The sequence below is a fragment of the Sorangium sp. So ce128 genome (genome assembly GCF_051525245.1).
Taxonomy (GTDB): domain Bacteria; phylum Myxococcota_A; class Polyangia; order Polyangiales; family Polyangiaceae; genus Sorangium; species Sorangium cellulosum_B.
In genome coordinates this window covers 12,930,636-12,943,829 of sequence record NZ_CP150313.1, presented here as the reverse complement: position 1 = coordinate 12,943,829, position 13,194 = coordinate 12,930,636, and the positions used below count along the sequence as shown (strand labels likewise).

8 protein-coding genes are annotated in these 13,194 nt (G+C 75.0%); 4 read left to right on the top strand and 4 right to left on the bottom strand.

The genetic code is table 11. From position 1 onward, the window contains the following. Nucleotides 1-74 precede the first annotated feature (74 nt). The 3 genes from WME82_RS49120 to WME82_RS49110 form a co-directional block, all read right to left on the bottom strand. Nucleotides 75-1,406, bottom strand: a complete 1,332-nt coding sequence (locus tag WME82_RS49120) for a phosphoribosyltransferase family protein (protein ID WP_437743293.1) — start codon at nt 1,404-1,406, stop codon at nt 75-77. Between the two features lie 135 nt (nt 1,407-1,541). Further along, a complete protein-coding gene (locus WME82_RS49115; RefSeq protein WP_438040957.1) occupies nt 1,542-2,750 on the bottom strand; it encodes a hypothetical protein in 1,209 nt (402 codons plus the stop codon). 161 nt (nt 2,751-2,911) lie between these two features. Next, entirely contained in the window at nt 2,912-4,906 is a 1,995-nt protein-coding gene (locus WME82_RS49110) for a DsbA family protein (protein ID WP_438040956.1), read from the bottom strand. Between the two features lie 170 nt (nt 4,907-5,076). Between WME82_RS49110 and WME82_RS49105 the strand changes: the two genes are divergently transcribed. From WME82_RS49105 to WME82_RS49090, 4 genes are all read left to right on the top strand, one after another. Then, nucleotides 5,077-6,363, top strand: a complete 1,287-nt coding sequence (locus WME82_RS49105; RefSeq protein WP_438040955.1) for a GNAT family N-acetyltransferase — start codon at nt 5,077-5,079, stop codon at nt 6,361-6,363. 78 nt (nt 6,364-6,441) lie between these two features. Next, nucleotides 6,442-9,306, top strand: a complete 2,865-nt coding sequence (locus WME82_RS49100) for a DUF4175 family protein (RefSeq protein ID WP_438040954.1) — start codon at nt 6,442-6,444, stop codon at nt 9,304-9,306. Further along, nucleotides 9,303-10,868: a hypothetical protein gene (locus tag WME82_RS49095; protein WP_438040953.1), complete on the top strand. Its 1,566-nt coding sequence runs from the start codon at nt 9,303-9,305 to the stop codon at nt 10,866-10,868. Before WME82_RS49100 ends, WME82_RS49095 begins: the two co-directional genes overlap by 4 nt. Nucleotides 10,869-11,011: 143 nt before the next feature. Further along, nucleotides 11,012-11,617: a hypothetical protein gene (locus tag WME82_RS49090; protein WP_438040952.1), complete on the top strand. Its 606-nt coding sequence runs from the start codon at nt 11,012-11,014 to the stop codon at nt 11,615-11,617. 93 nt (nt 11,618-11,710) lie between these two features. On the opposite strand, the gene WME82_RS49085 is transcribed toward WME82_RS49090, so the two are convergent. Further along, nucleotides 11,711-13,192: a sigma-54-dependent Fis family transcriptional regulator gene (locus WME82_RS49085; RefSeq protein ID WP_437743286.1), complete on the bottom strand. Its 1,482-nt coding sequence runs from the start codon at nt 13,190-13,192 to the stop codon at nt 11,711-11,713. Nucleotides 13,193-13,194: the final 2 nt, after the last annotated feature.

Genomic DNA, 13,194 nt, shown 5'->3' with positions numbered 1-13,194 from the left:
CGCCGGCCAGCGCTCGCGCCGGGCGCCGGCCGGCGGCGCGCTCGCCTCGGCCTGCGCAGGCCGCCGGCGGCGCGTCACGCCCTCGCCTCGGCTCCTCGCGCGATCAGGTGCTGCGCGAACCACTCGCCGGCGAGCCGGGCGACCGCCGCGAGCGCGCCCGGCTCCTCGAACAGGTGCGTCGCGGAAGGCACGACGGCGAGGCGGCGCGGGCCCGCGAGGTCGTCGAGGGCAGCCTGGTTCAGCGCCAGCACCTCGGTGTCCGCGCTGCCCACGATGAGCAGCGTCGGCGCGCGCACCATCGCCAGGGCCGCGCCCGCGAGGTCGGGCCTGCCGCCGCGCGACACGACGGCGCCCACGACGCGCGGCCGCGCCGCCGCGGCGATGAGCGCGGCCGCCGCGCCGGTGCTCGCGCCGAAGTAGCCGACCGCGAGGTGACGGAGCTCGGGGCGCGCGAGCGCCCAGTCCGTCGCCCCGAGCAGCCGCCGCGCGAGCAGATCGACGTCGAAGCGGAGGTGGGCGCTCCGGCGATCCTCCGCCTCCTCCTCGTCGGTGAGCAGGTCGAAGAGCAGCGTGGCCAGCCCCCACCGCCAGAGCGCCTCCGCGACCGAGCGGTTGCGAGGGCTCCTGCGGCTGCTGCCGCTGCCGTGCGCGAAGATCACGAGGCCGCCCGCCCTCTCGGGGATCGCGAGGTCCCCGGGCAGCGCCGCCGTCCCTGCCTCGACGAAGAGGGGCCGCTCCGCCCCTTCCGGCCTCGGGACCTCGCGCCGCGCCTCGGCGAGCAGCGTGGCGACGGCGTCGTCCGACGTCTGCGAGAAATCCTCGTAGTAGGCGCCGATCGCCTGGAGGCCCGGATCCTCCTCGATGCAAGCGATGCCGTCGACCTCGCGGCTGAGCGACGACAGGCTCGACGGCGCGGCGACCGGCGCGGCGAGAACGAGCCGCCTCGGCGAGCGCTTGCGCAGGTCGCGCAGCGCGGCCCGCACGGTCCCGCCGGTCGCGATGCCGTCGTCCACGACGATCACCGTCCGCCCCTCGACGCGGGGCATCGGCCTGTCGCCCCGGTACCGGCGCACCCCGCGCTCCACCTCGGCGGCCTGCCGCTCCGCGATCTCGGCGAGCTCCGCCTCGGAGATCCCCAGCATCGCGACGAGGCCCCGATCGATGTACACCTCGCCGCCCTCGGCGATCGCGCCCACGCCGAGCTCCGGCTGCCCGGGTGCGCCGAGCTTGCGCACGATCCACACATCGAGCGGCGCGCCCAGCGCGCGCGCCACCTCGTAGCCCACCTCGACGCCGCCGCGCGGCAGGGCGAGCACGAGCGGCGCCTCGCTCCTGTACCCCGAGAGCAGCTGCGCGAGCCTGCGCCCCGCGTCCCTGCGATCCTCGAACAGCTTCGCTCGCCCCATCGCCCCCTCCCCTCACGTCCGCTCCTGCGACCCCTTCAAGAGCGGTGCCGCGCGGCGCGGGCTCGGCCGCGCGCGACGCGACGAGGGGCGGGGGGTTGACCGCGATACGGCTCGACCGCGCCCGTCAGCGCCCCATCAACCGAACAGGCTCCACTCGTCCTCGATGAGCGAGAGCGCGTTGATCAGCTCGACCGCGAGCTCGCGCTCGAGCCACTCGTCGATGCGCTGGCCCGCGGCGATCGCGCTGAAGCCCGCGCGTGGGATGCGCTTCGCGAGGTGCGAGAGGCACGAGCCGGTCCGATCGAGGCGCGCGACCCAATCGGTGTCGCGATAGGCATACCTGGCCTGGTGGAACAGCGAGTCGCTGAGCGCCGAGATCCTGTCGCGGACGACGTCGGCGGGCTCGGCGCGGGACGCGATCGCCTCGCGCACCTCGCCGATGGCGCGCAGCACGAGGCAGACCGGCGCGCCCGGATGGAACGAAGTGCGCTTCGGTGAGAACGTCAGCCCGTCGAGCGCAAGGAAGTACCAGGCCTGCGGCGAGGACACGCGATAGAGGTATGCGGCGTTGCAGGCGTCGGCCGCCCTCATCGCGATCTGCCAGGCGCCTTGCTCGTCGATGCCGTCCTGCTCCGCGGGCATCCCGTCGATGCGCTCGATCCCGGCGCCGCTGGCGAGCGGGTCGGCCCACGCCATGACCAGGACCGAGGTCGCGCACGACCAGCTGCACAGGAGGCGCGCGCTCGCCTCGGCGGACACGCGCCCGCTCGGCGCGATCCAGACGAAGCGCCCCTCCTTGAGATCGGCGCGGTACTCGTGGAGCGCGGCGCCGTGGCCTTCGAGCTGCTGGAAGAGCTCCTCCCCCCGCGCCGCCCAGCGCTGGGCGAGGACCTCCTCGGCGCTTTCAGAGGGCGTGTCGTCCCAGTCGAGCTCAGGCGGCCGGGGCGGCGAGAACTCCGCGTCATCCGCTCCGCTCTTCGCCTTCGCGTTCCGGGGTCGGCGCTTCGGCGGCGCGGCGCTGGCCTGCTCGCCAGCGCGCGCTCTCGGGGGGCGCATCCTCGGCGCCGCCGGTGGCTCGGCCGCCGCGCGCTTCCCCGGCGCTGCCGGTCGCTTCGCGACGGCGGCCTCCACGAGCGAGGTCGCGCCCTTCGCCTTCCTGGGCCTGGCGCGCGAGCTTGCGGGCGCCCCCCGCTCCTGCCCGTCGCGCAGCGCGGCCGGCGGGCCCGCCTTCGCGCCCCCGCGCTCGCCCGCCTTGCCATGACGCCGCGCGCGCGCGGATCCGCTCGATGCCTTGACGGTGCGCCTGGGTTCGGCCGATGTCCCTCGACCGCGCGGTTTGGGCATTGCGACAGGCTATCACGAGCTCGAAGCGCAATATCGATGGAGGCGCCCCGGGAAACGCACATGGTGAGCCGAGCGCCAGATCGCTCGGAGCGCAGGTCCTGGAGCCCGGAGCCGGAGCGCGCGCCGCCGGGACGCGCGTGTCGCGCGTGTTCAGGTCGTGTTCAGTTCGCTTCGCCGAGGGCGCGCCGAACTACCTTCTTGAATTTCGCGAGCGGCTGGGCTCCGCTGACCAGGTAACCGTTGATCACGAACCCGGGAGTCCCGGTGATGCCGGCGCTCCGCGCGGCCTGCGCGTCGGCCTCGACGGCGGCGCGATGGGTGTGCTCGTCGAGCGCCTTTGCGAAGCGCGCCGCGTCGAGCCCGAGGCTCGCGGCGTGCTGCTCCAGGGCCGCGCGGTCGAGGTTCGATGCGTCGTGAGCCTTGAAGAGCAGGTCGTGCATCTTCCAGAAGCCGGCCGGCCCTTTCTGCGCGAGCGCTTCCATGGCCGCTTCGGCGGCCAGCTGCGCCTCCGGGTGGAAGGGGAGCGGCAGGTGGCGGTAGACGACACGGACCTTGCCCGGGAACGCCTTGATGAGCTCGTCCATCGTGGCGGTGGCGCGCGCGCAAAAAGGGCACTGGAAGTCGGAGAACACCTGGATGACCACCTTGCCCGCAGCCGCGCCCTTGCTGGGGTGGCCCTTGGGCGCCGGCGGGACGGACACCTTCGGCGGCGGCGCCGGCGGGACCGCCTGCTTCTGGATGGCCTCGTACACCTTCGCGCGCGGCGTCCCGGCCACGACCATCGCCTCCGCCTTGGCGATCTCCTCGTCGATGATCGCCTGGAACTTCTCGATCGGCTGCGCGCCGACGAGGCTGCGGCCATTGATGAAGAAGTGCGGGGTCCCCTGGGCGCCGAGATCGTCGGCGAGATCCACGTCGGCCTCGATCTTGGCGGCGTGCTTGTGCGAGGCGACGGCGCGCTTCACCGCGTTGACGTTCAGCCGGAGGTCCGCGGCGACGGCCTCGAGGGCGGCGTCGTCGAGGGCGGCCTCGCCGGCGAGGAGGCGATCGTTGGCCTGCCAGAAGGCGTCGTTTCCCTTCTGGGCGCGGGCCTCGCGCGCGAGCTCTGCAGCGGGCTCGGCCCGGGGGTGGAACGGGAGCGGGTGGTCCTTCCAGACGACGCGCAGCTTGTCGCCGTACTGCGCCCTGAGCTTCTCGACCGTCGGCGTGACCCGCCTGCAGAACGGACACTGATAGTCGCTGAACAGCACCATCGTGACGAGCGCCGTATCCGCGCCGCGCACGGGCGAGTCCCCGACGGGCACGAGGTGCACCACGCCGCCGTCGCCTTCCTCTTCGGCGTCGTCGGGCTCCTCGGCAGGAGGAGCGAAATTCTTCTTCGCGAGCGCCGCGTAGATCTTCTCCGGCGGCGTCCCCTCGGCGCGGAGCGCCTGCGCCGCGGCGAGCTGCGCGTCGATGATCTCCGCGAACCGCTCCGCCGGCTGCGCGCCGACGAGGAGGACGCCGTTGATGAACGCCGCCGGCGTGCCGTTCACGCCGAGCCGCCCGGCGAGCGCCATGTCCCCGTCGACCTTCTGCGCCGCCCTGCTCTGCTGGACGAGCTGCGGGATCTGGCCGGGGGTCACGCCGGCCCGCCGGAGCGCGGTGGCCTGGACCTCCGGCGAGAGCCGCTCGTCGGCCGTGAAGATGGCGTCGTGAAACGCCCAGAAGGCCTTGGGACCGGCGTGCGCGAACACCGCCATCGCGGCCTCGGCCGTCGGCCGAGCCTGCTTGTGGAAGGCGAGCGGGAAGTTCTTCCACACGACCCGCAGCCGCTCCGCGCCGTACCGCTGCTCCAGCTGCCTCAGCGTGCCGCCCAGGTGCTTGCAGAAGGGGCACTCGAAGTCGGAGAACACGACGATCGTCACGGGCGCGAGCCGGCTGCCGCGCGCCGGATCCGCGCGGGTCACCGGCACCGGACCGGGGTCGCCGTCCGCGACCATCACCTCGTCGTCGAACGTCGCTCCCGGATCAGCGGCTGGGCCCGGCTGCCGCGCGGGGGCGCCGCTGCTCTTCGCCTGCGAGGCGTCTGGAGGGGGCGGCGGCAGCGCGGAGCTGCAAGCCAGGGCGAACAGCAACGAGAGCCAGGCGACGGCGGCGATGGCGCGGCGAGACATCGCGCGAGTGTACTCCGGTTCCGCGATGACGCCTTCGCCGCGCGGGCGTCGCTGTGCCCAGCGCGGAACGCCTCGCCGCGCCGCCAGGCGCGATTGACGCCCTCGCCGCCTTCGGCCATGACGGGCGCGGCGCGCCGCTCTGCCGCGCCAGGAGAGCGCACCGGAAAGCCATGGAGAAGGTCTACAGCGCCGCCCGCGTCCAGCCGGAAGAGCACAGGGACGTCCTCGCGCAGCTCTGGAAAGAGAACCTCGCCCACGGCGAGGTATCGCAGGAGCTCGTGGAGCGGCGGATGCGCTGGTTCCAGGAGCAGAACCCGGCCGGCCCCCCGCGGACCTGGATGGGCTTTCACGGACCGGAGCGGGAGATCATCGGGAGCGGCTCGTTCTATCCGCGCGACCTGGTTGTCGACGGGCGCAAGCTCAAGGCCGGCGTGCTCGGCGACTTCGGCGTGACCAAGGCGCACCGCATCGCGGGGGCCGCCATGAGCATCCAGCGAGAGCTCGCGAGGGGCTGCCGTGACGCCGGGGTCGATTTCGTGTTCGGCTTCCCCAACAAGGCCTCATTCCCGATCTTCCAGCGCGCCGGCTACAAGAAGATCGCCGATTCCATCATCTGGGTCCGGCCCCTGATGGCCGCGTACAAGCTGAACGAGCTCGCTGCCTCGTCGGCAGGCGAGCAGCGGAACATCGTGAGCGCGGTGGTGCAGCGGGTCGCCGAGCGGGCCGCGTCGGCGGTCCCCCACCCTCGCTGGCGCGCGCTCTGGGAGGCGGCGGAGCCGGGCGCCCCGCCCGCCCCGCTCGCGCAGGCGCTGTCGACCGCGGCGGAGCGCGCCATCCAGCGGGCGACGGTGAAGCCGGACAACCTCCTGGTCCGGGCCGCGGGCAGCGCCCTCGATGCCTCGATGGCGCTCCGGGACACCGCCGCGCTGCTCGCGAAGGGGAGCCGCGTGCGCACCGAGCTCGTGGACGCCGCCGATCACCGCTTCGACGCGCTGTGGTCGCGGGCGAAGCCCTGGCCGGTCGTCGGCGAGCGGAGCGCCCAGTTCCTGAACTGGCGCTATGCGCAGCTCGGCAACGTCCGATACCGCTTCTTCTGCATGCTCGACCGGCACGACGGGCGGCTGCTCGGCTACGCCGTCTACTCGGTGCGGAACAACAAGGTCGAGATCAGCGACCTGTTCTGCGAGGACAACGGCCCCACGTTGGACGCCCTGCTGCTCGAGTTCTGCCAGGCGATGCGGCGAGAGGGGCACGTCTCCGTGGGCATGCTCCTCGTGACGCCCCCTTCGTTCAGCGCCCGCCTGCGGGCGCTCGGGTTCTTCTCCCGCCCCCACCCGCCGAACGTCGGCTCGCGGTGGCTCATCGTCCACCTCGATCCCGCCTTCCCCGACGAGCTGCGGCGCGTGCTGCTCGACGCGGAGAGCTGGTTCATGACCGACGGCGAGCTCGACGTCTGATCGCCCGGGCTCCCGCTTCCCGGGGGATCCCACCGATCCGCTGGACCACCTCCTCCCGCCGGTTACCCTTGCCTCTTCATGGATAACGAGGCGCCGGCCCTGTCCATCGCGCGGCTGCGCTCCGTCTGGGATGCGGAGGTAGGCCCCTCCGCGCGCCGCGCGCTCACCGCGGCCGCTTGCGCAGGGCTGTTCGGCGCGGCGCACGTGGCGCGCGTGGGGTCGCCGCTCGCCCGCGGGCTCGCCGGCGCCGGGCTCGCGCTGCTGCTCGCGGCGATCGCCGCGCGGGCCATCCTCGTGCGGCGGCGGCGCGGCGACGCCCGGCGCACGGTGCGCGAGATCATCGGTCGCACAGACGAGGCGCTCGGCGCCGCCACCCTGCGGGCGCTCACGCTCGCGGATCGCGCCGCGGCCGACGATCGCGTCGGCTCGCCGGAGCTCGCCGGCCTGCACCTCCGGCGGCTGCTCGGCCGTGCCTCGCAGGCGCGCGTCGTCGAGCGCGCGCGCCAGGCGGCGACGCGGTGGGCGAGCGCGGGCCTCGCCCTCGGCGCGGCGGCGCTCGCGGCGGCGGCGATCGAGCCGTCGCGCGTCGTCGAGGGGCTGGACGTCCTCGCCGCCCGCGGCGGCGAGGCTCCCCTCGATCTGCCGTGGATCGAGGAGGTCGAGATGACGGCGGCGCCGCCCGAGTACCTGCACCAGGGCGCGGAGGAGCTCCTGCCGTTCGCCCCGACGATGCAGCCCCGAGGGACCGTGATCACGGTGCGCGGCCGCCCCGTCCGCGCGGGGCGCGCGCTCGTGCTGACGGACGGCGGCGCCGAGGTGCCGTTCGTCGACGACGGCAAGGGCAGCGTCGTCGCCCGCTGGACGCTCGGCGAGTCGACGACCCTCCAGGCGGCCGCGCGCTTCGGGCAGGTGCGCGTCCGGCAGGCCGACGCGCAGCGCGTCGTGTCGATCCCGGACGACGCGCCGCGCGTCACGCTCGAGGGCGCGCCGCGCACGGTGAAGCTCCTCGACGAGCCCAGCATCCCGCTCCGCTACGAGATCACCGACGATCACGGCCTGCGCGAGGTCGATCTCGTCCTGCGCGCCGGAGCGAAGGAGGAGCGGCGGGTGCTCTCGCGGCCGGCGGCGGACGCGAAGGTCGACCGCGGAGGCTACGAGCTCCGGGCGCGCGATCCCTTCTTCCGCAGGACGTACGTGCCCGTCGAGGTGCGGATCGAGGCGCGGGACAACGATCCTATCGAGGGCCCGAAGTGGGGCAGGAGCGAGGCCATCCTGGTCGTCCCGCCGCAGGTGGGCGAGCCCGAGGCGCGGCGCTACGCCGCGCTCGTGAAGGCGCGCGACGCCCTCACGGATCTGCTCGCCGACCGCATCGACCAGAGGACGCCGGAGGCGGGCGGCGCCGCGGCGCACGCGGCACACGCGGCGCACGAGGCCGAGGTGCAGGCGACGGCCAAGGCGGCGGTCGAGTCGGCGCTCTCCGCGGATCACGGCGGGCTGCGGGTGCGGGGGCGCGTCGCGTCGCTCGCCCGAGGTCAGCTGGCCCGGCTCGACACGGCGCTCGCCGCCGAGCGGAAGTCGACGACCCGGGCGGCGCACCAGGAGCTGCTCGACGAGACCGAGGGCGCGCTGCTCGCGTTCGACGCCGGCCTGCGCGGCCTGGGCCACCGCGACGCCCGGGCCGTCGCGCAGCGGCTCGCCGACGTCGCGGACGAGGCGGCGGCGGCGGCCGAGCTCCTGGGCAGCGGCGACCGCGAGGGCGGCGAGGTCCGCCTGGAGGCGGCCGTCGCGGTGCTGGGCGGCGGGGGGGTCGAGCTCGGCAAGCTCGGCGAGCTCGGCCTCGACCTCGGCGAGATCGTCGCGAACGACCTGCGCCGGATCGCGCGCGCCCGCGGCGCCAGCGACTGGCTGCACGCCGAGCTTTCGGCGCGCGACCTCGCAGCGCGGCTCAGGCGGCCGGAGCCTTCGTTCGGCGGCGGCGGCCGCGGCGGGGTGGAGTCGGGCGCGCCGCGCGGGCCTGACCCCGGGGACGCGTCGAACGCCGACGAGAGCGTCGCCCAGAGCGAGCGGGATCTCGAGGAGCTCGCGCGCGATCACGCCGCCGAGACGAACGCGGTCGCCGAGGAGCTCTCGCGCGCGTCGCGGCCCGAGGACATCGCGGCGCTCCGGGAGGAGGCGAAGAAGCACGCGGAGGCGATCCGAGAGGCCGTGCGGGACCTGCCGCAGCCGGGCGCGGCGCCGGGCTCGGCCGAGTCCGCCGCGGCGGCTGGCAGGGAGCAGGCCGAGGCGATGGCCGGCGCGCTGGAGCAGGGCCGCCCCGAGGAAGCGGTGACGAGCGGCCGGGGCGCGATGCGCTCGCTGGGCGACGCGAAGCGGCTCGGCGCGCAAGCCGGCAGCTTCTTCCCCGAGGAGCGCGCCGCTCGCGAGGCCGGCGAGGCGCAGCAGGCGCTCGCCGAGGAGCTGGCCTGGGCCGAGGAGGCGCTGCGCAAGCTGCGGCAGGCGGCGGCAGAGCGGGCGCGGGACGGCCTTGGAAAGTCGAGCCAGCGCGAGGGGTCGCTCGCTGACCGCGCGCGCGATCTCCGCAAGCGGGGCGAGCGCGGCGACGGCCGCATGCCCGAGGAGATGCTCGATCGCCTCGACGAGGCCGAGCAGGCGATGCGCGACGCCCAGCGCGCCCTCGCCGAGGGGGACGGCGAGGGCGGCAACGAGCGCCAGCGCGACGCGCAGCGGCTGCTCGAGATGTCGCGCAGCGAGGACCAGGGTCAGGACGGCGACGCCGAGTCGGAAGGGGATCGAAACATGGCGAGGAAGGCCGACATCCCGGACAAGGACAAGCACAAGGGCCCCGAGGAGTTCCGCCGTCGCGTGCTCGAGGGGCTCGGGGGGACCTCGGAGCCGCGGCTGCGAGAGGCGGTCAAGCGTTACGCGGAGGGGCTCCTGAAATGACGCGCACAGGCGGTGGGGCGGCCACGGCTCGGCGCGGGGCGACGGCGATCGCGAGGCGCGGCCTCCGGGCGGCGATCCTCGCCGCGCTCGCGACGGCGTCGGCGACCGCGTCCGGACGCCTCACGGTCGGCGATCTCGATCGCGCGGCGCGGGCCCGGGCCGCGATCCTGGAGATCGACGTCCCCGCGGCGCGGGACGCCCTGAAGGACGCGGATCCGGCGGACCTCGCGCTCGCGCTCGAGCGCGGCCGCCTCGCCATCTACGAGGGCGACTGCGACGCCGCCTCGGCGATCCTCGCGCGCCCCGATCTCGCGGCGACGGCCGAGGGCGCGGCGCTCGGGGACATCGCGCGCGGCTGCGCCCGAGCCACCGCGGCGACGGTCGTCGTGAACGACGAGGAGCGCGGCGTCTGGGTGCGGCTCCAGGACGACGACGATCGCGCGCTCGTGCCGCTCCTCGTCGACGTCGCGGCGAGGACGCGCGACGTGCTCGCGAAGGACCTCGGCGTCGAGCTCCTCCGGCCGCTGCGGATCGATCTCGTCCGCGATCAGTTCACGCTCTCCGCCATGACGGGGCTGCCCGAGGACGCGGCGCGGACGACGGGCACGGTCGCCATCGCCAAGTGGGGGCGGGTGACGATGCTCTCGCCGCGCGCCACGCCGAGCGGCTACCCCTGGCTGGACACGCTCGCGCACGAGATAACCCACCTCGCCCTGTCGCGCGGGACGCGCGACAACGCCCCGCTGTGGCTGCAGGAGGGCGTGGCCAAGCGCGAGGAGGTCCGCTGGCGCGAGCCCGACCCGCTGGACGACGTACCGTCCGCGGACGCGATCGCCTTCCTGGGCATCCAGAGGGGCCTCGGGCGTCCGCTCGACAAGATCGGCCCCTCGATCGCGATGCTCCCGAGCGCGGAGGAGGCGGCGGTCGTGTTCGCCGAGGTCGCGAGCTTCATCCGTTACTGGACGAGGGAGGCGGGCGACACGGCGCTGCCGCAGCTCCTGCGCCGGCTCAAGGACGCGAGCAGCGACGCGGACCTCGAGCGGGCGATCGCCGAGATCTCCGGCGCGGACCTCGCGGCCTGGGACAAGCGCTGGCGCGCCTACCTCGCCAGCGTGCCGGCCGACGTGCCGCTCGACCTCGCGCCCGGCGCGGACATGCCGCACCGGCAGGAGGTGAGCAAGCGGGTGCGGCTCGGCCAGCTGCTCCACGACCGCGGCCACCACGCCGCCGCCGCGGTCCAGCACGCGCGCGCGCAGGCGCTCGCGCCGCACGAGCCGGCGGTGCGCTGCTTCCTCGCCGCCGCCTTGCTGGCGTCGGGCGAGCGCGCGAGCGCGTCGCCCCTCGTCGAGCGGGTGGAGGACGTGCACAGCCGCTACGGCCGGTGGTGGTCGCTGCACGGGCTGCTCCACGGAGGCCCCGACGGGGACCGCGCCTTCTCGGCGGGCACGGCGCTCGATCCGCTGAACCCCGACGTGGCCTGCGAGGAGAAGCTGCCGCCCGATCTCCCCGGCGATCCCCTCCGTTCGGCCCTCTGCGAGGCCGCGCGCCGCAGGGCGCGCTAGCCCGTCGCGTCCGAGATCCAAAAAAAGACGGCGAGCCGAGGAAATAGCGCCGCTCGACGCAATGGCGCGCGAGCGGCGGTTTGTTCGCGAGGGCGCCCGCTCCGGATTCCGTCGCGCCGGAGCGCGCTCCTACGGTGCGCGGGATGCCGAACCCTGGTCGCATCCCCTTGATGATCGCGCTGGGCCTCGCCCTGCCGGCTCCGGCCTACGCCCACGGCGCGCAGCGCGCGCCGCAGCCGCGCGTGCACAGCGAGTTCAGCGCGTCGTCCGTGCTGGCATTTGGCCTGACACCGACGGCGGGCCTCGGCCTCTCGCCCGCTGCCGCTCTCCGCTGGTCCGACGTGTCCGTGTCGCTCGAGGCGCGGGCGCTCGTCGCGCTGGGCGGCCCTCCGAGCGATCTGCCGAGCGCCGGGCCGCGGCGCATCAGCGTCGGGCTGGGGGTCATGTCGCTCTGCAGGCACCGGGACGACGTCTTCCTGTGCAACGTCTTCCAGCTGGGCGCTGTCCGCGCGCCCGTCTCAGAGAGCGTCACCCAGGCGGAAGACGACGTCCTCTGGCTGCTCACCTCCGGCGCGCGCGGCGGCGCCGAGTGGCGCATCGCGCGGTACCTCCAGCTGCGCAGCTTCCTCGAGCTGCACGTCGTCCTGGCGCGCCCTCTGCTCACGGCCGGCGCGGCCGCGCGGTGGAAGACATCGGCCGTCGCGGCGATCGCCGGGATCGGCCTGACGTTCCCGGTGGACCCGGGGTGAGAAGGGTCGCGCCTGCGCCCCGCGGCCCGCGTCTCCGCCGGCCTCGCGCGGCGCGGGCGTCGGGCCGGAGGAGGTCGCGCGCACAGCGCGGCCTCAGTGCTTCGCGCGGAGCGCGCGCGCCAGGGTGTTCCTGCCGACGCCCAGCCGCTTCGCCGCTTCCGTCTTGTTCCCCTCGCACGCCCGGACCATCGCCTCGACGTAGCGCCGCGTCACCTCGTCGAGGGTGAGCCCCAGCGGCAGCGCCACCCGCGCGTCGCCCTCGGGCGCCGCGGCGGCGTGCGGCGGGGCGCCTTCGCCCCGGCGCGTCGGGAGGTGCCCCGCGGAGATGCGGCCGTCCGGCGCGAGGGCGATGGCGCTCTCGACCCAGTGCTCGAGCTCGCGCACGTTGCCTGGCCACGTATGAGCGCGGAGGTGGCGGAGCGCGTCCGGATCGAAGCGCGGCGACGGCCTGCCGTACCTCGTCGCGTAGACGTCCGCGAAGTGCCGCGCCAGCGTCTCGACGTCGTCGGGGCCGCGCTCGCGCAGGGCCGGCAGATCGATCTCGACGACGCGCGCGCGGTAGTAGAGGTCCTTCCGGAAGCGCCCCTCGGCGACCGCGCGCTCGAGGTCGCAGTGCGTGGCGCACACGACGCGGACGTCGGCGCGGAGCGACTGGCGACCGCCGACGCGCTCGAAGGAGCGGTCCTGCAGGAAGCGAAGGAGCTTGCCCTGGATGTCGAGCGGCAGGTCCCCGAGCTCGTCGAGGAACAGCGTGCCTCCCTCGGCGAGCTCGACCTTGCCCGGTACGCGCCGGTCCGCGCCGGTGAACGCCCCCCGCTCGTGGCCGAAGAGCTCGCTCTCGACGAGCTGCGCCGGCAGCGTCGTGCAGTCGACGGTGACGAAGGGCCTCGTCTGGCGCCGCGAGTTGACGTGGATCGCCCGGGCGAACAGGCTCTTGCCGGTGCCTGTCTCCCCGCGGAGCAGCACGGTCGCGTCGGTCTGGGCCGCCAGCTGGACCTTCTCGTACACGGCGGTCAGCCGCTCGCTCCGGCCGACGATCCGGTTGAACGGCCCCTGCAGCACGACCCCCGGGCCGCCGCCCTCGGCAGCGCGGAGCGTCGTCAGCGAGAGGGCGCGGGCGAGCTGCGTCGCGAGGGCGACGAGGTAGCGCTGGTCCTCCTCGTCGAAGGGCGCGCCAGCGCGGTTCAGCAGCTGGACGACGCCGCGGACCGGCGCGGCGCCGTCCTCGCGGATGGGCGCGACGAGCATCGAGCGCGTCGTGTAGCCCGTCGCCCGGTCCGCCGACGGATCGAAGCGCGGGTCGCGCGAGGCGTCATCGACACGCACGACCTGTCCGGTCGTGGCCACGTGCCCGGCGATGCCGCGCTCGAGCGGCTGCCTGAGCGAGGGGAGCTCGGGCAGCAGGGCGACGCGCGTCACGAGATCGCCGCGCTCGGCGTCGACGAGCCAGATCGTCGCGCGGTCGGCGCGGAGCGCCTTCGCGAGCCGCTCGCACGCCGTGCCGAGGAGGGCGTCGAAGTCGACCTCCCGGGCGAGGAGGGAGGCGAGATCGACGAGCAGCGAGAGGCGCGACATGG